This is a genomic window from Methanobrevibacter sp. (genome assembly GCF_030539875.1).
Taxonomy (GTDB): Archaea; Methanobacteriota; Methanobacteria; order Methanobacteriales; family Methanobacteriaceae; genus Methanocatella.
Map to the genome: position 1 here is coordinate 26,780 of NZ_JAUNXI010000004.1, position 20,543 is coordinate 47,322.

30 protein-coding genes are annotated in these 20,543 nt (G+C 33.4%); 29 read left to right on the forward strand and 1 reads right to left on the reverse strand.

What is annotated here, in order from left to right; genetic code table 11:
- The first annotated feature begins 5 nt into the window (after positions 1 to 5).
- The 24 genes from Q4Q16_RS02135 to Q4Q16_RS02250 all read left to right on the forward strand — a co-directional run bounded on the left by Q4Q16_RS02135 (position 6) and on the right by Q4Q16_RS02250 (position 17,017).
- Positions 6 to 677 (forward strand): hypothetical protein, encoded by a 672-nt coding sequence (locus Q4Q16_RS02135; RefSeq protein WP_303345886.1) that lies wholly within the window; start codon positions 6 to 8, stop codon positions 675 to 677.
- Between the two features lie 8 nt (positions 678 to 685).
- Positions 686 to 901: a DUF788 domain-containing protein gene (locus Q4Q16_RS02140; protein WP_303345888.1), complete on the forward strand. Its 216-nt coding sequence runs from the start codon at positions 686 to 688 to the stop codon at positions 899 to 901.
- Between the two features lie 9 nt (positions 902 to 910).
- A complete protein-coding gene (locus Q4Q16_RS02145; RefSeq protein ID WP_303345889.1) occupies positions 911 to 1,783 on the forward strand; it encodes a respiratory chain complex I subunit 1 family protein in 873 nt (290 codons plus the stop codon).
- Positions 1,780 to 2,034: a hypothetical protein gene (locus Q4Q16_RS02150; protein ID WP_303345891.1), complete on the forward strand. Its 255-nt coding sequence runs from the start codon at positions 1,780 to 1,782 to the stop codon at positions 2,032 to 2,034. Before Q4Q16_RS02145 ends, Q4Q16_RS02150 begins: the two co-directional genes overlap by 4 nt.
- An 8-nt stretch (positions 2,035 to 2,042) precedes the next feature.
- Positions 2,043 to 2,348 carry an energy-converting hydrogenase subunit EhaL family protein gene (locus Q4Q16_RS02155; RefSeq protein WP_303345893.1) on the forward strand — a complete coding sequence of 102 codons (306 nt, stop codon included), beginning with the start codon at positions 2,043 to 2,045 and terminating at the stop codon, positions 2,346 to 2,348.
- 5 nt (positions 2,349 to 2,353) lie between these two features.
- The gene (locus tag Q4Q16_RS02160; RefSeq protein WP_303345894.1) at positions 2,354 to 2,746 is read left to right on the forward strand and encodes a DUF1959 family protein; all 393 of its coding nucleotides are present in this window, start codon (positions 2,354 to 2,356) and stop codon (positions 2,744 to 2,746) included.
- 38 nt (positions 2,747 to 2,784) lie between these two features.
- A complete protein-coding gene (locus tag Q4Q16_RS02165; RefSeq protein ID WP_303345896.1) occupies positions 2,785 to 3,234 on the forward strand; it encodes an NADH-quinone oxidoreductase subunit B family protein in 450 nt (149 codons plus the stop codon).
- A complete protein-coding gene (locus tag Q4Q16_RS02170) occupies positions 3,231 to 4,355 on the forward strand; it encodes a nickel-dependent hydrogenase large subunit (RefSeq protein WP_303345898.1) in 1,125 nt (374 codons plus the stop codon). The genes Q4Q16_RS02165 and Q4Q16_RS02170 overlap by 4 nt, the downstream gene beginning before the upstream one ends.
- Entirely contained in the window at positions 4,356 to 5,381 is a 1,026-nt protein-coding gene (locus Q4Q16_RS02175; RefSeq protein ID WP_303345900.1) for a 4Fe-4S binding protein, read from the forward strand.
- Complete coding sequence (locus Q4Q16_RS02180; protein ID WP_368660204.1) at positions 5,378 to 6,745, forward strand: 4Fe-4S binding protein; 1,368 nt, start codon at positions 5,378 to 5,380, stop codon at positions 6,743 to 6,745. The genes Q4Q16_RS02175 and Q4Q16_RS02180 overlap by 4 nt, the downstream gene beginning before the upstream one ends.
- A 4-nt stretch (positions 6,746 to 6,749) precedes the next feature.
- The gene (locus Q4Q16_RS02185; RefSeq protein ID WP_303345903.1) at positions 6,750 to 7,796 is read left to right on the forward strand and encodes a hypothetical protein; all 1,047 of its coding nucleotides are present in this window, start codon (positions 6,750 to 6,752) and stop codon (positions 7,794 to 7,796) included.
- A gap of 14 nt (positions 7,797 to 7,810) precedes the next feature.
- Positions 7,811 to 8,701: a formylmethanofuran--tetrahydromethanopterin N-formyltransferase gene (locus tag Q4Q16_RS02190; RefSeq protein ID WP_303345905.1), complete on the forward strand. Its 891-nt coding sequence runs from the start codon at positions 7,811 to 7,813 to the stop codon at positions 8,699 to 8,701.
- Positions 8,702 to 8,710: 9 nt separating this feature from the next.
- On the forward strand, positions 8,711 to 9,643 hold the full coding sequence (locus tag Q4Q16_RS02195; protein ID WP_303345906.1) for a carbohydrate kinase family protein: 933 nt from the start codon (positions 8,711 to 8,713) through the stop codon (positions 9,641 to 9,643).
- 63 nt (positions 9,644 to 9,706) lie between these two features.
- Positions 9,707 to 10,534 (forward strand): 4Fe-4S binding protein, encoded by an 828-nt coding sequence (locus tag Q4Q16_RS02200; protein ID WP_303345908.1) that lies wholly within the window; start codon positions 9,707 to 9,709, stop codon positions 10,532 to 10,534.
- A 15-nt stretch (positions 10,535 to 10,549) separates the two neighbouring features.
- On the forward strand, positions 10,550 to 11,185 hold the full coding sequence (locus Q4Q16_RS02205; RefSeq protein ID WP_303345910.1) for an HPP family protein: 636 nt from the start codon (positions 10,550 to 10,552) through the stop codon (positions 11,183 to 11,185).
- Between the two features lie 240 nt (positions 11,186 to 11,425).
- The gene (locus Q4Q16_RS02210) at positions 11,426 to 12,067 is read left to right on the forward strand and encodes a queuosine precursor transporter (RefSeq protein WP_303345912.1); all 642 of its coding nucleotides are present in this window, start codon (positions 11,426 to 11,428) and stop codon (positions 12,065 to 12,067) included.
- A gap of 356 nt (positions 12,068 to 12,423) precedes the next feature.
- Complete coding sequence (locus tag Q4Q16_RS02215) at positions 12,424 to 13,710, forward strand: uracil-xanthine permease family protein (RefSeq protein ID WP_303345914.1); 1,287 nt, start codon at positions 12,424 to 12,426, stop codon at positions 13,708 to 13,710.
- A complete protein-coding gene (upp, locus tag Q4Q16_RS02220; RefSeq protein WP_303345916.1) occupies positions 13,707 to 14,333 on the forward strand; it encodes a uracil phosphoribosyltransferase in 627 nt (208 codons plus the stop codon). The genes Q4Q16_RS02215 and upp overlap by 4 nt, the downstream gene beginning before the upstream one ends.
- A gap of 199 nt (positions 14,334 to 14,532) precedes the next feature.
- A complete protein-coding gene (locus Q4Q16_RS02225; protein WP_303345918.1) occupies positions 14,533 to 14,859 on the forward strand; it encodes a hypothetical protein in 327 nt (108 codons plus the stop codon).
- A complete protein-coding gene (locus Q4Q16_RS02230) occupies positions 14,789 to 15,487 on the forward strand; it encodes a diacylglycerol/polyprenol kinase family protein (protein ID WP_303345920.1) in 699 nt (232 codons plus the stop codon). The genes Q4Q16_RS02225 and Q4Q16_RS02230 overlap by 71 nt, the downstream gene beginning before the upstream one ends.
- Before the next feature lie 126 nt (positions 15,488 to 15,613).
- On the forward strand, positions 15,614 to 15,865 hold the full coding sequence (locus tag Q4Q16_RS02235) for a 2TM domain-containing protein (protein WP_303345922.1): 252 nt from the start codon (positions 15,614 to 15,616) through the stop codon (positions 15,863 to 15,865).
- The gene (locus Q4Q16_RS02240) at positions 15,866 to 16,141 is read left to right on the forward strand and encodes a 2TM domain-containing protein (RefSeq protein WP_303345924.1); all 276 of its coding nucleotides are present in this window, start codon (positions 15,866 to 15,868) and stop codon (positions 16,139 to 16,141) included.
- 3 nt (positions 16,142 to 16,144) lie between these two features.
- Positions 16,145 to 16,585: a LytTR family DNA-binding domain-containing protein gene (locus tag Q4Q16_RS02245; RefSeq protein WP_303345925.1), complete on the forward strand. Its 441-nt coding sequence runs from the start codon at positions 16,145 to 16,147 to the stop codon at positions 16,583 to 16,585.
- A gap of 9 nt (positions 16,586 to 16,594) precedes the next feature.
- A complete protein-coding gene (locus Q4Q16_RS02250; RefSeq protein WP_303345927.1) occupies positions 16,595 to 17,017 on the forward strand; it encodes a DUF3021 domain-containing protein in 423 nt (140 codons plus the stop codon).
- Between the two features lie 10 nt (positions 17,018 to 17,027).
- On the opposite strand, the gene Q4Q16_RS02255 is transcribed toward Q4Q16_RS02250, so the two are convergent.
- A complete protein-coding gene (locus tag Q4Q16_RS02255) occupies positions 17,028 to 17,429 on the reverse strand; it encodes a DUF3795 domain-containing protein (RefSeq protein ID WP_303345929.1) in 402 nt (133 codons plus the stop codon).
- A 78-nt stretch (positions 17,430 to 17,507) separates the two neighbouring features.
- On the opposite strand from Q4Q16_RS02255, the gene Q4Q16_RS02260 reads away from it, so the two are divergent.
- From Q4Q16_RS02260 to Q4Q16_RS02280, 5 genes are all read left to right on the forward strand, one after another.
- The gene (locus tag Q4Q16_RS02260; RefSeq protein ID WP_303345931.1) at positions 17,508 to 18,251 is read left to right on the forward strand and encodes a J domain-containing protein; all 744 of its coding nucleotides are present in this window, start codon (positions 17,508 to 17,510) and stop codon (positions 18,249 to 18,251) included.
- Entirely contained in the window at positions 18,252 to 18,653 is a 402-nt protein-coding gene (locus Q4Q16_RS02265; protein WP_303345932.1) for an HIRAN domain-containing protein, read from the forward strand.
- A gap of 148 nt (positions 18,654 to 18,801) precedes the next feature.
- Positions 18,802 to 19,359, forward strand: coding sequence for a 50S ribosomal protein L15e (locus Q4Q16_RS02270; RefSeq protein ID WP_303345934.1), 558 nt, complete (start codon positions 18,802 to 18,804; stop codon positions 19,357 to 19,359).
- Between the two features lie 27 nt (positions 19,360 to 19,386).
- Entirely contained in the window at positions 19,387 to 19,809 is a 423-nt protein-coding gene (locus tag Q4Q16_RS02275) for an RNA-binding protein (protein ID WP_303345936.1), read from the forward strand.
- Complete coding sequence (locus Q4Q16_RS02280; protein ID WP_303345938.1) at positions 19,810 to 20,199, forward strand: hypothetical protein; 390 nt, start codon at positions 19,810 to 19,812, stop codon at positions 20,197 to 20,199.
- The last annotated feature ends 344 nt before the right edge of the window (positions 20,200 to 20,543 follow it).

Genomic DNA, 20,543 nt, shown 5'->3' on the forward strand with positions numbered 1-20,543 from the left:
TGGGTATGGATTTTGTTACACTTGGAGGAAATTTACTTGGAACAATTCCGCTTGGAGATATTGTATTGTACTTAACTCCGTTTAATTTGTTTTTATTTGCGGTTTTGCTTGGGTTTACAGTTATGATTGGTTTAAGCAAGCCTGAAACTCAAATTGAAGCTACAATGAATCATTTGTATAATACTGAAGTTAAAGTAGGTCCGAAGGAATTTAAACAAAGAAGATTTTTATCTGTGCTCTGTGGTATTGCATCTGCAGGGGCAATGATTACCGGAGATTTATTTAACTTCACATTATTCATGGCACTGGTTGGAATTTTGAATATTGGTATTGTATCTGCTGTAAAACAAACCAGCGTGTTAAATTCTGCATTTAATTATGGTCTGATAGCTATGATGTGTAGTTTACCGTTGTTTGGTGGTGCAGCTATTATTCTTGCATCAACTGGAACTCTGTCACTTGCAGTGCTGTCTCAAATCTCTGCAAGTCCGATGGTCATTTTTGGTGCAGTATTGATGTTAATTGGTATTTTAGGTGAATGCGGGGTGGCACCTTTCTTTGCAAGCAAAGCAGAAATGTTTAGGACTGCCGGATCTCCGTTTATTGTTATCATTCATTTAAGTTCATTATTTATTATTGTAAGAGCTGTTGAAATTTTATTATTGGTATTGGGGTAAGTGATAGTATGGATGGTCAAAAAAGTTTATGTATTATTTTATTGGTATTATCAACAATAGCTATTCTTGCGTGTTTGGTTATAAACTTTGAATCATGGATTGTTTATACTGTAGCTATCTTTGGTATACCTGTATGGGTGTTATCTTTAGGTCTGCTGACAATGGCTAAACCAAGACCTGAAGACGTAGAAGAAAGGGTGAAAGAACCATTTACTGGATATTAGTGTGGTATTATGAATTTAATGGCAAATATTTTAATTCAAGTGATTATTGCGTTTCTGGCCGGAAGCTTGCTTCTGGGTTTGCATAGAAAAGTTATGGCACGTGTTCAAAAACGTCCTGGACCACCTATTGTCCAACAGCTGCTGCACTCTTTGAAATTTTTCTTTAAAGAAACTGCAATTCCTAAAACTGTTTCAAAGATATTTTACATAGGTATTGTATTTACATTGGCTTTGATTTGGATTGTTGGTGTTATTGCAGGTCCTGTGGCTCATGATTCTCTATTAATCATTTTTGCTGTTTATGCAGTTTATAAGATTGTTGAACATAATGCGGGGTCAAGTTCAGGTTCCCCATACGGTAAATTAAGTTGTGTCAGGGCAGTATTGTCTGCGGCAACTGAGCTTCCGTTGTTTGCAGCTATCATATTTGTTTATTTGATAACCGGTTCAATGAATATAGGAGAAATCATTAACTACCAGTCTGTTCATGGTCCGTTAATATTTTCAATTCCTCTTGCAGCTTTAATGTTCTTTATGCTGATTATTACAAAATCACCATATTCTCCATTTGCAATAACAAAAGATAAGGCTTTGGTTTCAGGTTTTGAAACTGAACACTTTGGATTTTTAAGAGGATTTATGTTATTTTCAGAATCTATTGCATGGTATGTGCTGTTGTGGGTATTTTTAACAATATTTTTCGGTCCGTTAAATGCAGTGGGATATTTAATCGGAATGATTGCAATCACATTCATTACAGGTTTCATTAATGCTACAACTCCTGTTTTAAGTCCGAACCATTCAGTTATGGCTCTAATTACAGTTGGAGCAATATGTTTCTTTGGAACAATAATTATGATATTTGGAGGGGTGGTGTTATGAATAGTGAAGATGTAATAGTTTATTTCACCGCATTAGTTGCTATTGGTATAATTGTTATTGGTTTGCTGACAACTGCATTGCATTCAATTGTCATTGCTCCGATAGTGATTATTGGAGTTATCTTGGCAATTTTCGCATTGCTGTCTAAAGGTAATTTTTCACATAAGATAGAAAGTATTGAGAAATTATGTTTTATTATAACATTGATGGCAATTATTTGTTCATTTATATTGCTTTATAAACCGATGTAGGGGATATTATGTTAGACTATATGATTTATATACTAGTATTTGCTGTAGGGCTTATTCTTGGTTTACTTTACAGTTATAAACTGCATGGGGAACCTTATGTTGCAGATTCAGGATTTAATGTGCCTTTGGCTATAGGTTCTGTTGTAGGTTGGTGTTTAGGTTTTAACTCAGGAAATGTAATTCTCTCCTCTGTTGGTTTTCTCTTATCAGGGTTTGTAATGGGTGGAAGACCTGGATATGGTAGAAAAGAAACTGTATTGGGTTTAATAATTGCAATTATTTTATATTTCTTATTGAATAGCGGTATGATGTGATTGGAATGGATGAGGAAGCTAAATTAAGAGTAATGCAAGAAAGAATAATAAAAAGTTATGCTTGGCAAAGAGATATTGTAGTTCCGCTTTCCAGGGAATTTGAATGTACCGTTGAAGAATTGGAGGAATTGTTCTATAATTTATTTGATATGGACTCTCTTGAAGGATTGCATGGAACATTTATGTCAGCAAGTGATATTGGTTTGTATGAAAAATTTAACGCTGATTTGAGATTATGCTGGTTTGTTGATTCATTAAATGCAATACCTTACGAAGAAGGCAAAAAATTAAGAATAAAACTAATGAAAGAAGTTAAAAACGGCAAATCTTATGATGATGCATTAAAAGAAGGTAAATTAGAATTATTTGAATTATTAAAAAAAGAAGTTAAATACTGAGGTTTATTTATTGTTTATAAAATAGAAGAGTGAGTACAATGTTAGATGCTGTTAAAGATGCTGTGAGGAAAAGCTCAATTCATGTTTGTGTTGTAAATTGTGGAGGATGCAATGGGTGTGATGTGGAAGTTGTTGCATTATTGTCTCCAAGATATGATTTAGAGCAATATGGTATTTATGTTCAAAATAATCCTCGTGAAGCTGATGTCTTATTGTTAACCGGTGCAGTCACTGAACAATGGACTGATAATTTAAAAAGGATTTATGATAAAGCTCCAGAACCGAAAATTGTTGTAGCGGTTGGGAACTGTCCTCAATCCGGAGATGTATTTAATCAGGAAGGAGGTCATGTTCATGCCCCTGCATCTAATTTTATTCCAGTTGATGCAGCTATTCCTGGATGTCCGCCTAGGCCTAGTGAAATTTTAGAAGCCATTCTTGCTGTAGGTCCACAAGCTATTGCAGATAGGGGGAGGGAAGAAAAATGATAGTGCCTATTGGTCCAATTCATCCTGCTTTAAAAGAACCTATCAGACTCAAGCTCCAAACTGAAGGGGAGAGGGTTGTTAGTGCCGAAATCGAATTCGGTTATGTTCACAGAGGTATTGAAAAGATTATTGAAGGCAAAACTTGGCAGAAAGGGATTTATCTTTCTGAAAGAGTATGTGGTATTTGTTCATATGAACACACTCAAACTTTCGCTGAAACAATTGAGCGAATTTCTGATGTTGATGTTCCTGTAAGGGCTCAATTTTTAAGAACAATTACAAATGAGCTTGACAGGATTCAAAGTCATTTGCTTGCCAATTCAACATTTTTCAAATCAATGGATCATGAAACATTATTTATGCATTCCCTGGAACTCAGGGAATATGCAATGGATTCGATTGAATTGTTGACTGGAAACAGGGTAAATATGGGTTGGAATGTTGTTGGAGGAGTTAGAATGGATGCCGATGAACGCCACTTCGAACCAATATTGGAAAACCTTAAGAAAATTGAAGAACGTTTTGATACCGTTAGAGCATTATTTGCAGAAGGTCCGGCTTTAGCATTAAGATGCAAAGGAATTGGACACATGAGTAAAAAAGAAGCCATTAAAGGCCGTGCTGTAGGTCCTATTGGAAGGGCTTCCGGTGTCAAAGAGGATTATAGGGTTGGTCATTACACTTATGATGATTATTTTGACTTTAACATAATCAGGAGAAAAGAAGGAGATAATTACGCAAGAACATTAACAAGGCTGGATGAAATTCCAGAATCCATAAGTTTAATTAGACAAGCAATTGACAATATTCCTAAAGGGGAAATCAGAACTCCTGCTGATTTAAAGTCAGGATATGCAATGTCTAGAAACGAAGCTCCTCGTGGTGAAGTTATCTACATGATTGAAACCAATGGCAATCTGATTAAACATATTTCCATCAGAACTCCAAGTATTTCAAACATGAATTCCTGTGCAAAATACATGATTCCTGATGTTCCGACAGTTGCCGATGCAGTTTCAACTTATGCTTCTTGTGATCCTTGTGTTGCATGTGCTGAAAGAGTGGCAGTTACTGATGAGCATGGAAAAACAAGATTTAAAAACATTTATGAGGGGATATAAATGTCATCTTTAATGTGGTATATTTTTGATTTTGCAAGAAAGGCATGGGCTGATGCATTTGCCAATGCGAAAACCAATCCTGAAATTGCTGAAAAACCTGAAAGATTCAGAGATTTTCCTAAAGTTAATAAGGAGTATTGTATAGGTTGCGGAGCATGTACTGTTTCATGCCCGTCTCCAAATGCTATTAAAATTGTTAGGGAAGAAGATGATGAAACAGGTGAAGGTTTAACCTATCCTATAATTTTCCCTGAAGCATGTATTCGTTGCGGTTTCTGTGCTGAAGTTTGTCCTACTGATCCAAAAACATTGGAATGTGGTTTAAATCATTATATTTTGCCGGAATTTAATCTTATCCCGTCAAAAAGAAAATATGTTGTTGATGACTTTTTATGCATTAAATGTAAAAAATGTATGAAAAAGTGTCCTGTTGAAGCAATAAGTGTTGTTGATGGCAAACTTGTTGTAGATCAACTTAAATGCATATCCTGCGGGGAATGTTTGGGGGTATGTCCTGTTAATGGTGCAATGAAAGGCGTATTTGTTGATAATCTACAAGATCAAAAAGAATTAATCTTATCATGTGTAAATTTCCTTGAAGAGTTTATTGAAGGCAAGGAAGAAGATTTGAGGCTGCTTGAGCAAAATGACCTTTTACAGTATGATGTACCGGTCTCTGAAATTTGGGATGATGCTTTAAAAATAATGCCTGATGAAGAAATTGCTTTAGAAATCATAACTAATGCAGTAAATAGGCTTAAAATTAGAATTATTGACTGGGATGAATCAAAATGTGAAAAATGTCAGTTATGTATTCCTGACTGTCCGACTGAATGCATTTCATTTGATGATGATAAAGATACTATTGTAAGGGATAAAAATAGATGTTTGCGCTGTAGCATTTGTTACCAAACCTGTCCATTTTCTGTAATTAAATATTTCATTGCTAAGTTTTCACTTGATGACGGTGAAAATATTCACATTATAGTTAATGCATCTAATTTAAATGAAGGTATTGTGGAGTGAGTATTATGATTGATAGTTATACCAAAACACCAAGACCATTAAGACATGTTGATGTTGATTATCTGATTGACCAAACACAATGTGCAAAATGTAAAGATAAACCCTGCCTGAATTCTTGTCCTATTGATGCCATTTATATGGATGATGATGAAGGCCTTATTAAAATAAAAAGCACATGTTTTGGTTGTGTATTATGTCGTAATGCTTGTCCCTTTGATGCCATTTCTCTTGATGTACATATGGATTCTCCTATAAAAGAAAATGTTCCAAACATCAATACAAAATTATGTGTGGCTTGTGGAGCATGTGTTCAGGCCTGTAAAAAAGGTTCAATCCATATTGTTTCTGACGGAAAGGAACCTCCTCACAGTGAGATTGATAAGGATACCTGTGTACGTTGCGGATATTGTTTTAGAGTATGTCCGACCGATGCGATTAAATATGGTCAATTGCTTCCTAAAACTGTTAAGGGGGGTAAGGCAATTGTTGTTAACCAGGACAAATGTATCGGTTGTATGACCTGTACAAGAGTTTGCCCATCAATGGGTGCTCTTAATGTTGCAAGAACAAACAAACTGCCTTATATTAATCCGGGATATTGTGCAAGATGTGAAGAATGTATGCATTCATGTCCTTCTGGAGCCATCAAGTACTCTTCACGTAAAAAAGCTTACAAGATATACAGTGAAATAAAATCATTTGATATAGTCTCCGGAATAATTGATCATGATATTAAGGTACTTTCACTTGATTTAATTAGTTTAAATAAGGTTTTACAAAAAGTAGCCAAGTCAATAGCTTTGGAATTCAACGACCAGCAGTTTGAAAACTTCATTGAATACAAAGTCAATGATTTAATGGAAAAGGAGTTGAGTTTAAGTCTGAATTCAAATATTGAAGTCTGGAAGTTTACAAAGCTATTCGGGTCTTATTTGATGGATAGGAACATCGAGGTTTATGATAATAAATGTATTGCTTGCGGAGACTGTTTTAATGTATGTCCTGTAAATGCAATCCAGTTAAACGGCCCTAATCCAATTACTATTTCAGATAACTGTGTTTATTGTGGAAAATGTGTTGAACAATGTAAATTCGATGCAATCGGAGCATATGATGATTATTTCTACAGTAAAAACACTGACTTATACTATGCAAGGTCCTATTTGAAAAATCAAAGATTTGCCGACTTTTCACTTTCAGATGCTAAGTGTCAGGCATGTGCAGTCTGTGCAAAAAATTGTCCGACTGGAGCATTAACCTTAAATGACGATAAGATAGACTTTGATATTGAAAAATGCATTTATTGCAGAACCTGTGAGGCAATTTGTCCTCTTGATGCAATAAGGATGGTTAACTTTAGGTGATGTCATGTTTGAAAAATCATTTATTACTGACTGTGAAGGGCCATTGACTTTAAATGACAATGCTTTTGAATTATCTGATAGTTTCATTGAGAATGGTGGCGAATTATTTAAAATTCTTAGTTTATATGATGATTATTTAACAGATGTTGTTAAAAAAGAAGGTTATGTGGCTGGAAATACTTTAAAGTTAATTTTACCATTTTTTATAATTGAAAATCTTAAAAATGAAGATTTCACCGATTTTTCAAAAAAACATGTTTATGCAGTTGAGGATTCGAAATTCCTTTTAAGCTACTTGAAAAACGTTATGAATACCTACATAGTCAGCACCAGTTATGGCCAATATATTGAAGCAGTATCTGATTATATGAATGTTCCTTTTGAAAATACATTTTACACTAAGGTTAATCTAGATAACCTCAAGCCAACTGGCGATGAAATCACAAAAATCAGGGAATTTAAAAAATTAATTTTAGAAAATCCTCAAGATTATGAACTGTTTGATGATATTTTCTTTTCCCAAATCGCAAAAATGGAAATTTATGAAAATATTAAGGATATTGAAGTAGTTGGAGGACAAGGAAAAAAATTGGCTATTGATGAAATCATTAAAAGAGATAAAATCAATAAGGAGGGGATTTTCTACATTGGAGATAGCATTACCGATGTGGAACCTCTTGATTTTGCTTGCAAAAACAATGGAATCAGTGTTTCGTTTAATGGTAATGAATACCCTTTAAGAGTTGCAGAAATCGCAATTGTATCTTCAAGTGCTGTTGCAACTGGATTAATAGCTAATGTTTATGTAAATAATGATAAAAATAAAGTAATTGAATTTATTAATGATTATAATATTTGTAATGATTATGAAAAACTATTTAATGACTATGGTATTGATGAGGATATTAAAATTAAGTTTTTATCAGTTTTTAATAACAAAGAATATCCAATAATTAAAATAATAGATGAGGATAACTTTGACGAAATTTTAAAGGCAAGTAAAGAAATGAGAAACGGTATCCGCGGTCATGATATAGGTGAATTAGGTTAAATCGGTGTATTAAAATGAGTTATGAAAAAGTAAAAGACACATTTTTCGAAGCTTTCAGAGGAAAATATGTAAGGGCTTTAATTACAGGACCTACTGAGAAAATAGTTAGAAGAGCTGCTTATGATTCAACTTCAACTCCAAGCGCAGTCATTGGAAGGGTTGAAGGTGGTGTTGAAGGATTTTTAGATGAATCTCAAACTCCCGATGGGAGATTTGGAGCTGTTGTTCAATATTGGTTAGGTGGAGAAGATACTGAAAAATTTGCATTTGAATTATCATACAGATTAAGGCAGGATGTTTTAGTCAAACCATTTACACGTATTTTTGATTACTCTACAAGTGACAGTGGCGAATACATAGAAATGATGGATATTGTAGGTCACTGCGGTGATGGATATGAATGGATTGTAGAAGAATACGGCAGAAAAATGATTAATGTTCCTATTGCAGTACCTGATTTCCAAATTGAAGAAAAATTTAAAATCAATGAGGGGATTATGGGTGGAAACTTCTGGTATTTATGCTCCACACAGCAGGCAGTACTGGATGCAGGGGATGCAATTATTGATGCAATAATGAATGTTGAAGGAGCTACTGCTCCATTTGATGTTTGTTCAGCTGCTTCAAAACCAGAAACAAACTATCCTGAAATAGGACCAACTACAAATCACATATATTGCCCTTCACTAAAAGAGTCTTTGGGAGAAATTTCTAAAGTTTCTGATGGGGTTAATTACATTCCCGAAATTGTAGTAAATGCAATCAGTGAAAAATCTATGAATGAAGCCATTAAGGCAGGTATTGATGCCGCTTTAGAATTTGACGGCGTAATTGGAATATCTGCAGGTAATTTTGATGGCAAACTTGGAGATAAAAATATAAATTTATTGGATATTTTAAAGTAAGGTTTTAAAATGGAAATTCTAGACAATGATCTTAATGCAGAAGTAATAGGATTCGGAGCATTGAATGTTGATAAACTTTATTCTGTTGGAAATATCGCAGGTAAAGATGAAGAAAGCTTTATAAAAAGTGAAACCGACACTCCTGGAGGGTCAGCGGCAAATACTATTGTTGGTCTTTCAAGGCTGGGTTGCTCTGCATCCATTATCGGCAAGATAGCAGAAGATGATGACGGAGAGTTAATCGAGTATAATCTGGCTATTAACGGTGTTTACTCAAATAATTTAATTTATTCCGAAACAGGGTCAACTGGAAAATGTTTAGGTTTTGTTGATGATGAAGGCGAAAGGTGTCTTTATATTGATCCAGGTGTTAATGATGAGATTCAACTGGGTGAAATAAATCCATTAAACATCATGAGATGTAAAATAATGCATTACACCTCTTTTGTTGGAGATTCGTTCAATACTCAAATTGAACTATTGGATTTGTTAAACGAGCAGACAGTGCTGAGTTTTGATCCTGGAATGTTGTATGTTCAAAAAGGATTTGAAGAATTAAAACCTATACTTGATAGAACTAATATATTGCTCATTAATGAGTCAGAATTAAGATTATTATGTAATAATAATGAAGATTCCTTAAAAGAATTGGCTATAAGATTTCTTGATTTGGGAATAGAAACTGTTGTTGTAAAACAAGGTTCAAAAGGCGTATTTGCAATGAATAATTCAACAGAATGTTTTGTTGAGTCCTACAAATGTGATGTCGTTGATACGACCGGCGCAGGGGATAGTTTCAATAGCGGATTTTTATATTCTTTCTTAAAAGGATATGATTTGGAGAAATCTTGCAAAATCGGAAATTGGGTTGCCAGCAAATCAATAGAAGGATTTGGAATGGATAAATTCCCTTCTCTTAAAGATTTGAAAGATTTCTTTTAAGTGAATTTATGTATGATGATGGATAAATATTTATATAACAAAGATTAATTAGTTGGTATTAAAATGAATGTGTCTTTTATAAAACAGATGAAAGATTTGGAACGTGAGGTTCTATTGAAATCTGTTGAATTAGATGATGATGGTGAAGATTTCCATTTTGAACTAAAGGAGTTTAGTGCAGAAGATGAAATCATTGCAATTGCACCCAGATGTGTAAGATGTAATACTTGTGTTGGTGAATGCCCTGTTAATGCAATCGAACCAGCTAATATTTTCAGAATAGCTAAAATAACGGATAAATGTGTCAAATGCGAGGTATGCCTTCAGACATGTCCAGTATCTGCAATTAAATTAATCAATAATTCAATTGTTCATGATAATGATAATGAAGATGATGTAATCGAATACAAATTATCTAATGTCAGCACCCATCATCGGGTGGTGCGCATGAATAATATTTCAGTTGATTATTCAGTTGATAACAATTGGGCTGATTGCGCAAAATTATGTCCGACTAACGCATTTACTTTGGAGTTTAAGGAATTTTTCGAAAGTAAGGATATTGATTGCGGCATTGATTTAATTGAAGATGAATTGTATCCTCATATTAATGAAAAAATGTGCATTGGATGCGGGGCTTGTGTTGAAATTTCCCTCAATGACTTTGCAGTAGAATTGGATCGTTATATCGGACCGATTATTCACAGTCGTTTTATTGAAGTCAATCACGATTTGTGCGTAAACTGCTTTTTATGTGAAGAAAATTGTCCAACAGGAGCTATTGAATTGGTCGATGGTGAAGTTGTTTTGGATGATGATAAATGTATTAGATGTATTGAATGCACTAATCATTGTCCGGTAATGGCTTTAAGAAGAGTGGTAATTGAATAAAAATGAGGTCTGTTTATGAGAGCTAAAGAGTTAATGGATAAAAATTTTGTATATTTAAATGCAAATGATGATGTTGTTGAAGTTTCAAAAGTAATGGAAGAAATTAGACGTTTTACTTGTCCAGTTGTAAATGACAATAAACAATTAGTTGGATGGATAACTTCATTCGATATTACTAGAGGTTTGAGGGAAGGCAACAAAAAGATTTCAGAAATAATGAATGATCCCAAAGATGTGATTACTGTCTATGAACGGGATCCTGCAAGAAAAGCAGTTATACTTACAGCAAACAATAAATTCGTAACCGTGCCTGTAGTAAATGAGGATGAACAGGTAACTGGAATGATTCGTGCCTGCGATATTGTTGAACTGTTATCTGAATTGTATGACATTAAAGTTTCAAAATTATATGAAGCAATGCAAAACCAACTTAAAGGTGTCTCCTGGGATGAATTGATGTCTGCATCTGCTCTTGTTTCTCAAAAGACTACAGGGGTTAAAATCACCGCTGAGGAATATGAGGACAACATCATGAACTCCACTTTTGGAGAAGCTATTTGGGCTACTGGAGGTTTAGAAAAATTCTTTGCAGGTTTAATATCTGTTGGAGAATTGGTCATTGCCCGTAAAGTCGGAAAAGCAAGAAGATAATGCCTACAATCTCATTACAGACAATCCTTTAATTTATAATGCATTGATGGATTTTTTTAATTCCATTTAATGCAATCTATTTTTATTCAATTAATGGACATTTTAATCAGCTAATATGTATTGCAGTTCATTTTCAAATCTTATTTTATCTTTCCAATAAATCTTATTTGTTTAAGCTAGTTTTTACTTGAATTTTGTACTGTCATATTTAAATACTCTTAAAAACTAATATTTCCTTGTATGAATTTGAATTTTGACTTTACTGAAAAACGTGTAATAATTACTGCATTTTTCTGTATGGCATTTACAATTGCAAATCTAATCACTGTTAAAATTATTGATATTGGATTTTTAGGCATGGAAACTCCTGCAGGAGTTTTAATCTATCCGTTGGTATACATTTTAACAAATGTGATTGCAGATGTTTACGGTGAAAAAGTAGCGCAGAGAACAATTATTTTAGGTCTTGCTGTAGATATTTTATTTGTTTTCATGACAACTTTAATATTATTCTTACCTTCTCCGGCATTCTTTACTGGAGATTCAAGTCTGGCATTTGTATTTACTCAAACTCCGAGAATCCTTATTGCATCTTATATTAGTTACCTGATTGGTAATTTTGTAAATGCAAGGATTACTTCTATTGTAAACAAAGGCAAGGAATATTCTGCTGTTAAAAACTTGGGAGTAATTGCATTCAGTGAACTGGTCGATAACTTTATATTCATCGGTCTTGCATTCATTGGTGTATTTGCAGTTACTGATATTTTGATAATGATTATTTCTCACTGGATTTTGAGTTTAATTTGGAGTGCAATTGCCCAACCATTTACAAATATGACTGTTAAATGGGCTGAGAAAGGAAAACCTGCAGAAGCTTAAACTTTTTTTTGGGAAACTTTTTTTCCCCATTTTTTTTTTAAAGGGCATTTGCCAAAGCTAAAAAAAGATTTTTAGCAAAAATGCCGGTAAGAGTTTTATAAAGAAATTTTGCAATAAATAAATTTGCTTTTTGCCTGTTTCTATGATAGGTAAAACTGCAATTTCTTTTTTTAGAACCAAAGTATTTTATTATTTCATTCAGATATATATTATTAATCAAAAATTGTTAAGATTATATTTTAAAAGTTTATTTATATATTTTAGATATTTTTAAGTTATATTTTATAATATTCAATAGAATTTTTTTAAAATAATTACTCAATTTATGATAATACTAGGAAAATTTTGTGATATATATGGTTGAAGAAAATAGTAATATGCTACTTGGTGTTAAGGATAAACCGCCTGCTCTCAGATGGTTTTTACTTGCTATACAGCATGTATGTGCAATGTTTGGAGCCACAATTTTAGTGCCTATTGTTGTAAACGCTACTGCAGGTGCAGATGTTTTATCAATTCCCGTAGCATTAGTCACATCTGGTCTGGGTACATTGATTTATATTGTCTGTACCCGCGGTAGGAGCCCGGTATATCTGGGAAGTTCATTTGCATTTATTGCACCTATGGTTGCAGGATTTGCAATAGCAGGCAAAGCTAGTGTTTTTACTGCTTTAATGATTGTCGGTTTGGTATATGTTGCTGTTTCATGTATAATTCGTGTTTCTGGGAAGGATTGGATTAATAAACTCCTGCCTCCAGTAATTGTCGGGCCTATGATTATGGTCATCGGTTTATCTCTTGCACCAACAGCAATTAGTGAAATTGGTTTGAATTTGGATGTAGTTCCGTGGAATAATCTGGTTGTTGCGTTAATTGCATTTTTAACTACTGCATTTTTAGCAGTTCGTGGAAAAGGTATTTTAAGGGTAATTCCATTTTTAGTAGGAATCCTTGTAGGTTATATTGCAGCAGCTGCACTGGGCATGGTTGATTTTACCCAGGCATTAACTGCAAACGTGATTGAAATTCCTAAATTCTATTTGCCGTTTATGAATTATGATTTGAATTTTGCAGCAGTCCTTACTATTGTTCCTATTGCATTAGTGACAATGGTGGAACATATTGGAGACCACAAAGTATTAAGTGAAATCATCGGACGCGATTTAATTGAAGATCCGGGACTTGACAGAACTTTGCTGGGTGATGGTATTGCAACATTTTTAGCAGCAGTACTGGGCGGTCCGGCAAACACCACTTATGGTGAAAACACCTCTGTTGTTGGTATGACTCGTGTTGCATCTGTTTATGTAATTGCTCTTGCAGCCATTATTGCAATAGTATTTGCATTTTCAGGACACCTAACAGCATTTTTAACTGCAATTCCCGCACCGGTTTTAGGAGGAATATCTGTACTTCTGTATGGTTTCATTTGTGTAAACGGTCTTAAAATTTTAATTCACAATCAGGTTGATTTTAACAACACTAAAAACGTCGTCGTAGCCGCAACCATGCTTGTTTTAGGATTAGGTGGTGCAACATTATCTGTTGTATCAGGCAACTTGTCTATTGCAATTTCAGGAATGTCACTTGCAGCTATTGTCGGTGTAATTTTAAATCTTGTCATGCCGGAGGAAAAGACATGAATGAATTTGTTTTAAATCATCCGCTTATAACTCATAAGCTTGCACTTCTGAGAGATATTAATACTGGAACAAAGGAATTCAGAGAACTGGTAACAGAAATTTCCACAATGCTCGTTTATGAAGCAATGAGAGATGCTAAACTTGAAAAAACCACTATTGAAACTCCCCTTGAAAAAATGGAAACCGGTATGTTGGATGAAGATAAATATGCTATTGTCCCAATCCTAAGGGCAGGAATGGGTATGGTTGATGGAATATTAAACTTAATTCCAAATGCGAAAATAGGTCATATAGGACTTTATAGAAATGAAGAAACATTTGAACCGGTTGAATATTACTATAAAATGCCTGATGGAATTGATAAAAGGGAAGTTCTTGTAATTGACCCTATGCTTGCAACTGGAGGAAGTGCATCAGCAACAATATCCAGACTTAAGCAGGATGGGGTATGCAAAATCAAGTTACTCTGTATTGTAGCCGCTCCGCAGGGTATTAAAACAATTGAAGATAATCATCCTGATGTTGAGATATTCTGTGCAACTGTTGATAGGGAATTAAACGATAATGCATATATTCTTCCAGGTCTTGGAGATGCCGGTGATAGGGTATATGGAACAAAATAGTGAAGTTTAACTTCACTTTATTTTCTTTTTTTTAATTATACTGTCGAGATTTGATTATTTTTGTAAAAAATTTTTTAAAAACTTAATAAGAAATGGTTTTTAATCTTTTCCAGTTTTCTTTTGGTTTTACTTTTTTTTATTAAATAATAAATTATTTAAAATATTTTTAACAAAACCAATATTGTATCAGAGTTTATCAATGAATAAAAGTGATTTGAAGAAAGCCATATGTGCTCAATGGACTGCTTGTGGAATGGGGCATGATTGTGGCGCTGATAAACAATTCACTTTTAATATGGGTTATGGTGCTGATAATCTTTTTAAAAAATTAAATTCATTTGAAATGTTTTTGGATGCTAAAAACCGAGGTGAAACGGATTGTGCAGAAATATCAGAATTTTCATTGGTTATATGGAAACTGAAAGTGAAGGATGTGAATATGGAGGGTATTGTTGATGATATTTTCAGATATTCTTGTATTGATTGTAGTTTATATTTATGTTGCAGCCATTTTTGTAGTGGCTGAATTGGTTTTAAAGGCAAAGCCTGAAGTTTCACGTAAATTTTTACATATTATGGTGGGCAACATGATATTTGTCATGCCTCTGTTTTCAAATCCCTGGAATATGGTTTGGTTTTTAACATTGCCGATTACATTTGTCTTGTTCTTATTGTCTGAATACTCACCAATTAAAATTGAAAATAGGGTAACTGAATCAGGTCATGCATTAGGATTATTTTTCTATGCAGGAATCTGGACAGTGCTAATTGCCATATTTAGTTTAATCGCACCTGCAAATGATCCCAAATTTTATATTTGGATTGTAGCATTGGCTGTTGTTCCTATGGTTTATGGTGACGGTTTTGCAGCATTAATTGGTCAGAAATTCGGTAGAGTCAAATATACTGTATTTGGAGGTGTAAAATCTCTTGAAGGTTCACTTACAATGTTTGTCATCACCTCTGTAATGAGCGTATTTGTATGGATGGTTTTCACTTCAATTGGATGTGTCATGCCTGAATTTGATATTGTTAAAATTTTTGTGATTTCTGCTGTTGCAACAGTCTGTGAAGCATTCAGTTATGGGGGAATTGACAATTTGACAGTTCCAGGCTTAACTTCTATTTTATATTACCTGGTGGCTGTATTATAAGCTTCCATGATTTTCATTTTCAGTCCTGATTTTTCGCACTTTGGTTTCAGTTTTATGCATCTTGGATGTGCTGCCAATTAGCCATTTATATATGGTTTTACTAATCATATAATTGAAGGTGATATGATGGATTTAAGACAAAAGGCAGAAAAAAGAGTTGATAGAAAAATCAAATTCAAAGAAAATCTATATAAGTATTTGATGGTAAATACAATAATAGCAATTATCTGTTTTCTAATCCTGCAAAGCTTTTGGTTATTGGCATTTGTAATGCTTTTCTGGGGAATTGAACTTGCAGATGATTATTTTAAAGCTTATCCTCTTAATGATTATCGGGAAAGAATGATTGATAGGGAACTTTCTAAAATGGGTGATTGAATGGACGACAGTTTAAGGGTTACAGCAGAAAAAAGAGCCGATGCCAAAATCAAATTTTATAAGGATTTTATTATTTATATAATTGTCAACCTATTGTTGGCGGCTGTCAACTTCACTTTCACTCCTGAATTCTGGTGGGTGTTATTTCCAGCATTTTTCTGGGGTATTGCAGTGTTTGATGGCTTTTTAAAAGCATTTGTATTTAGTGCTAAATTTGACACAGCAGAATATAGGGAACAAAAGATTCAAGAAGAAATGGAAAAGTTAAGGAAATAAATCATGAAGGTAAATTTATTTGTTTCAAGAGATATTGAAGAGCCCCATGCAGATATTCACACCGATGAATTAACTGATAACATCACAAAGGCAATGTCAATTTTAGAAAGTGATGAATCAAGTGAAATGCTGGCGGTAAGAAAGGGTCTTGATATTGCCCTTTTAGAGTTTAATGAAGTTTACATGCTTAAAGTTGAAAATAAACAGGTTAATGTCTATACTGAAAGTGGCGAATACTTTATTAAAAAACCATTATATCAGGTTGAAGAGACACTAACGGGCGATTTTGTCCGCATATCTAAAACTACAATTATTAATTTAAAAAAGATAGGGAGAGTTGCTCCTTCACTTAAAGGAATGATGTTTATAGAACTTAAAAATGGCTTAAAGGATAATATCTCAAGAAAATACCTGCCCGGATTTAAACAGGCTTTAGATTTATAGGTGGTTTTTATGAAAATAAAATTAATTGAAATGCTAACATTAGGTGCTTTTATAGGCTGTTTTATTGTAATGTGTGTCATGGTTATAATTTCTTTAACAAACGGACCTCATAACATTCAATTCAGTGGTGTTGATATAATAAATTCGTTTCTTGGATCAATAGTTGCAGGTTGGGGATTTTCCTTAAGCGGGCTGATTTACCATAAAGAAGATTTGCCTTTTCCGCTTCAGGTTATTTTTCAAATGACAATCGGAATGACAGTATTGTTCCTGATTGCAATTTATCTTCATTGGATGCCTATCAACCTCGGAATCGGTCCGGTAATAACCTGGATTGCAATAGCCTGCATATCTGCAATTATTTTCTGGATGGGATTTTATATTTATTATTATCTGGTTGCACGTGATTTGAATAAAAAGTTAAATAGATAATGTATGTTTTCTATCTGATGTCATATCCGCATTCACTGCACTTACAGGTTTGGAATTTTATGACTCCTCCGCATTTAGGACACAACCATTTTTCACGGTCTTGAATCATCATACGTCCAATTCCTGTGGTTTTAATTCTTTTTGCACTTTCAAGTGTGTTTAAATCATGTCTTTTAATATATTTTTTTGAATGTTTTTTCATTAAAGGACAGGGAAACTCACTGCATCGGGCGCAATAGCTGAAATTCTTAGAATCAAAGCATGTTTTAATTTTACATTTTAAGCTGGCCTTGCTTTTGCCGGTACTGCCGATTAAACAGCCCGCACAGGGGCTTTGATATTTATCACAGCTAATGCAGTTGATTCCGCAAGGAGCTAATAATTTTGAATTGAGTTCATCAGGCATTTTCATGGGAGCACCATTTAAGAAAGTTATATATTTAATTTAATGCTAAACTTATCTTATAGTTATCGTAATGTTTGTGGTAATGTGCCGATTATTATTCATCCTGAATTAAAAAAGTTAAAACATAAATTATCTGATTTGATACTGGAGCATCAGGAACTCGAATTCCAGATTTGTCCATGTCTTGAAAGAGAATATATTTTCAGTTTTGGTTTTATTGAATATAATCTTTATGAGAAGGATGTAAGGTTATCTATACTTAAAAGAAAGCTTAGGCTGATTCAAATCCAAATAAACAACAATGAACCTATTGATATGGACTTGATTAATGAAATTTTAAAAGAAGAATGCTCACAATACCGCAGGAATATTAAACTGCAGATGGACGAATTGGAAAATGCAATGAAAGACAAATTAAAAAAGACTCTCTCAAAAGAGGACACAAAAAGGCTTAAATTAATCTATAAGCAATGTGTTTTGAAACTGCACCCCGATTTGAACAAGAATTTGTCTGAGGGTGAAAAAAATTTATTTATACGGATTACGGAAGCATTTAAAAATGCCGATTTAAAAGCATTGGAATCGCTGTATTATCTGATTCCTCATGGTGAAGTGGAATCCATGTTGGAAATGGACAGGTTGCAGGAATTAATTGATTATAAGAAAAGAGAAATAGCTGAAATCAAAAATGAATATCCTTATAATAAAAAAGAGCTTGTATGTGATGATGAGAAAAAACAAGCATACATAACCGAACTTAGAAATCTGATTAGTCAGTTTGACAGTGAAATTCAAAGGTATAATGAAAAAATTAATGATCTGATTTAAATGGCCAATATTCAAAAGAGCAATTCTGAAGTTACCAAATTCATTGAATTTTTGCATAAAAGCGAAATAGTCCCTTTTCTGGAAGATATTTACTTAATTACTGTTGATGTTGCCGGTTTGCATTATATTGAAAATATCGATGAGATAATTCCTAAAATTAAGGAAAAATCAAATCTTGAACTGGTTCGCGAAAAAAATAATAAATTTGATGCAAATGCAATACTGGTTCTGTTTAACGGTGAAAAAATAGGATATGTTCCAAGAGAGCATAATCTCATTCTGGCTAATTTAATGGATGCAGGAAAAGAGATTTACGGTGTTGTAAAAACAGTATCTGCAGAATCGGTTTATGAAAATGATGACTCTAAAATAATCAGTTTTAAAATTTTTTTAAAAGAGTAAATGATAATCTGCTTATTTTACGATACATTTATAAATAGACAAAACAAATATTTCATTACTGTTATTTTTAACAGTAAGTAATTTACTTTTTTTGGGATAATTTCCCATATGGATGTGGCCTTCGTGGCTGAACAAAAAGGTGTTATTAATGTATAAATATATTAGAGACGCATGGAAAAACCCAGATGAGTCTTACGTACGTGAACTCATGTGGCAAAGAGCTCCTAAATGGAGAAGAGAAAAAGCAGTTCAAAGAATTGAAAGACCAACCAGATTGGACAGAGCTAGAAGCTTAGGTTACAGAGCTAAAAAAGGTTTTGTTTTAGTAAGAACTAGAGTAAGACGTGGTGGAAGAAGAAAATCCCGTCGTTTCAACGGCCGTAAACCTAAAAGAATGGGTGTAAACAAAATTACCCAAGCAAAATCTATTCAAAGAATTGCTGAAGAACGTGTAGCTAAAAAATACCCTAACTTAGAAGTATTAAACTCTTACTGGGTATGGGCTGACGGCAAATACAAATATTTCGAAGTCATTTTAGTTGATCCACAAAGTCCTTCCATCGTTAACGATGAAAAAATCAACTGGATTTGTTCTAAAAAACACACTAACAGAGCTCTCAGAGGCTTAACTAGTGCAGGTAATAAAGGACGTGGAATCAAATCCAAAGGAAAAGGCTCCGAACAAGCTAGAAGAAGAAAATTATAATATTTTCTTCATCCTTTTTTGATTTAAATGATTCATAATATTAAATTTAGAGCTTTCGTTTATGAGGATGAAAGCGTTGATGAAATTTCTCAAGCCATTTTAAATTTACTTCCCGACGCTGAAATAGAAGCAGAGGAAGCCGAAGGATTGCTTGAAGATAAAATTATAATTTTATCAGGAATATTATCTAAAAAACGATATACAAAGACTTTTTTTAATACACTTTTAGAAAGTGTGGATTTGGATAAATTAAATAATGATTTAGAGCGTAAAATTGATGAAAAGGGAAATTGGTTTTTAAGATTTGATAAAACCGATGCTTTAGATGAAAAATTAACTATTTTGGATAAAGGAGATGCAATTCATATAAAAGTTAAGATTGCTGCATTTCCTGCTAAAAAACAAATTGCTGTTGACAAAGTGCGTGAAGCTATTTTAAAATGTGATTAAATGGAAAAACAAAGTAAAATGTTAATTGTTTTATTAGTTGCTTTTGTAATTTGTATTGGTGTATTTTTGTTTCAGTTCAACAATAACGTTTCAACATTCATAATCATTAATGAAACTGAGGTTGTTGAAAACGAGTCATTTTCAGCCATGTTGGTTGATGCTTATGGTTTTGGTGTTGCAAATCAGACAATCATATTCCATAAACCTGGATATGAGTTGGGAACCCTCGTAACTGCCACTACTGATGATAATGGTGAATTTACAATTGAAAATGCCGAGTATCTGCCGGATGCAGGTGAGGATAATTACTATGGAAACTTTGCATTTGCAGGGCATGGCAAATATCAGGGCTGCAGCTATGAAGGTAATGTCACAGTAATTCCTAAATGAAAGCAATCCTTTCAATGAACGCCGGATAATTAATTTTGAAGGGATGAAAACTCACATAGTAGCTACGGCTTTATTTATACCTATTTTTATTCGCCGGCCATGGCGATAATATCTCATTTTTTTTATAATAAGTTTTTTTTGCCCATTAGAGCATTTTTTTTAAATTATATTTTCATTAGTTAAACAAGAGAATGTCTGATGCAAAAAATGTGTTGTAATTTATATTAATTTTATGAAATTAGTTCCACATGTGATGGCCATATTTATCAAAGTGTTTGTTTTACAATGAATTTAATCTAGATTGGATGGTGTTGCTTTTCCACCATTGCACCGTTTTAAAAGTC

Bases quoted from the DNA above. Each gene is read 5' to 3' on its own strand.
- Q4Q16_RS02135 (WP_303345886.1), top strand. From the start codon at position 6: ATGGATTTTGTTACACTTGGAGGAAATTTACTTGGAACAATTCCGCTT.
- Q4Q16_RS02140 (WP_303345888.1), top strand. From the start codon at position 686: ATGGATGGTCAAAAAAGTTTATGTATTATTTTATTGGTATTATCAACA.
- Q4Q16_RS02145 (WP_303345889.1), top strand. From the start codon at position 911: ATGAATTTAATGGCAAATATTTTAATTCAAGTGATTATTGCGTTTCTG.
- Q4Q16_RS02150 (WP_303345891.1), top strand. From the start codon at position 1,780: ATGAATAGTGAAGATGTAATAGTTTATTTCACCGCATTAGTTGCTATT.
- Q4Q16_RS02155 (WP_303345893.1), top strand. From the start codon at position 2,043: ATGTTAGACTATATGATTTATATACTAGTATTTGCTGTAGGGCTTATT.
- Q4Q16_RS02160 (WP_303345894.1), top strand. From the start codon at position 2,354: ATGGATGAGGAAGCTAAATTAAGAGTAATGCAAGAAAGAATAATAAAA.
- Q4Q16_RS02165 (WP_303345896.1), top strand. From the start codon at position 2,785: ATGTTAGATGCTGTTAAAGATGCTGTGAGGAAAAGCTCAATTCATGTT.
- Q4Q16_RS02170 (WP_303345898.1), top strand. From the start codon at position 3,231: ATGATAGTGCCTATTGGTCCAATTCATCCTGCTTTAAAAGAACCTATC.
- Q4Q16_RS02175 (WP_303345900.1), top strand. From the start codon at position 4,356: ATGTCATCTTTAATGTGGTATATTTTTGATTTTGCAAGAAAGGCATGG.
- Q4Q16_RS02185 (WP_303345903.1), top strand. From the start codon at position 6,750: ATGTTTGAAAAATCATTTATTACTGACTGTGAAGGGCCATTGACTTTA.
- Q4Q16_RS02190 (WP_303345905.1), top strand. From the start codon at position 7,811: ATGAGTTATGAAAAAGTAAAAGACACATTTTTCGAAGCTTTCAGAGGA.
- Q4Q16_RS02195 (WP_303345906.1), top strand. From the start codon at position 8,711: ATGGAAATTCTAGACAATGATCTTAATGCAGAAGTAATAGGATTCGGA.
- Q4Q16_RS02200 (WP_303345908.1), top strand. From the start codon at position 9,707: ATGAATGTGTCTTTTATAAAACAGATGAAAGATTTGGAACGTGAGGTT.
- Q4Q16_RS02205 (WP_303345910.1), top strand. From the start codon at position 10,550: ATGAGAGCTAAAGAGTTAATGGATAAAAATTTTGTATATTTAAATGCA.
- Q4Q16_RS02210 (WP_303345912.1), top strand. From the start codon at position 11,426: ATGAATTTGAATTTTGACTTTACTGAAAAACGTGTAATAATTACTGCA.
- Q4Q16_RS02215 (WP_303345914.1), top strand. From the start codon at position 12,424: ATGGTTGAAGAAAATAGTAATATGCTACTTGGTGTTAAGGATAAACCG.
- upp (WP_303345916.1), top strand. From the start codon at position 13,707: ATGAATGAATTTGTTTTAAATCATCCGCTTATAACTCATAAGCTTGCA.
- Q4Q16_RS02225 (WP_303345918.1), top strand. From the start codon at position 14,533: ATGAATAAAAGTGATTTGAAGAAAGCCATATGTGCTCAATGGACTGCT.
- Q4Q16_RS02230 (WP_303345920.1), top strand. From the start codon at position 14,789: ATGATATTTTCAGATATTCTTGTATTGATTGTAGTTTATATTTATGTT.
- Q4Q16_RS02235 (WP_303345922.1), top strand. From the start codon at position 15,614: ATGGATTTAAGACAAAAGGCAGAAAAAAGAGTTGATAGAAAAATCAAA.
- Q4Q16_RS02240 (WP_303345924.1), top strand. From the start codon at position 15,866: ATGGACGACAGTTTAAGGGTTACAGCAGAAAAAAGAGCCGATGCCAAA.
- Q4Q16_RS02245 (WP_303345925.1), top strand. From the start codon at position 16,145: ATGAAGGTAAATTTATTTGTTTCAAGAGATATTGAAGAGCCCCATGCA.
- Q4Q16_RS02250 (WP_303345927.1), top strand. From the start codon at position 16,595: ATGAAAATAAAATTAATTGAAATGCTAACATTAGGTGCTTTTATAGGC.
- Q4Q16_RS02255 (WP_303345929.1), bottom strand. From the start codon at position 17,429: ATGAAAATGCCTGATGAACTCAATTCAAAATTATTAGCTCCTTGCGGA.
- Q4Q16_RS02265 (WP_303345932.1), top strand. From the start codon at position 18,252: ATGGCCAATATTCAAAAGAGCAATTCTGAAGTTACCAAATTCATTGAA.
- Q4Q16_RS02270 (WP_303345934.1), top strand. From the start codon at position 18,802: ATGTATAAATATATTAGAGACGCATGGAAAAACCCAGATGAGTCTTAC.
- Q4Q16_RS02275 (WP_303345936.1), top strand. From the start codon at position 19,387: ATGATTCATAATATTAAATTTAGAGCTTTCGTTTATGAGGATGAAAGC.
- Q4Q16_RS02280 (WP_303345938.1), top strand. From the start codon at position 19,810: ATGGAAAAACAAAGTAAAATGTTAATTGTTTTATTAGTTGCTTTTGTA.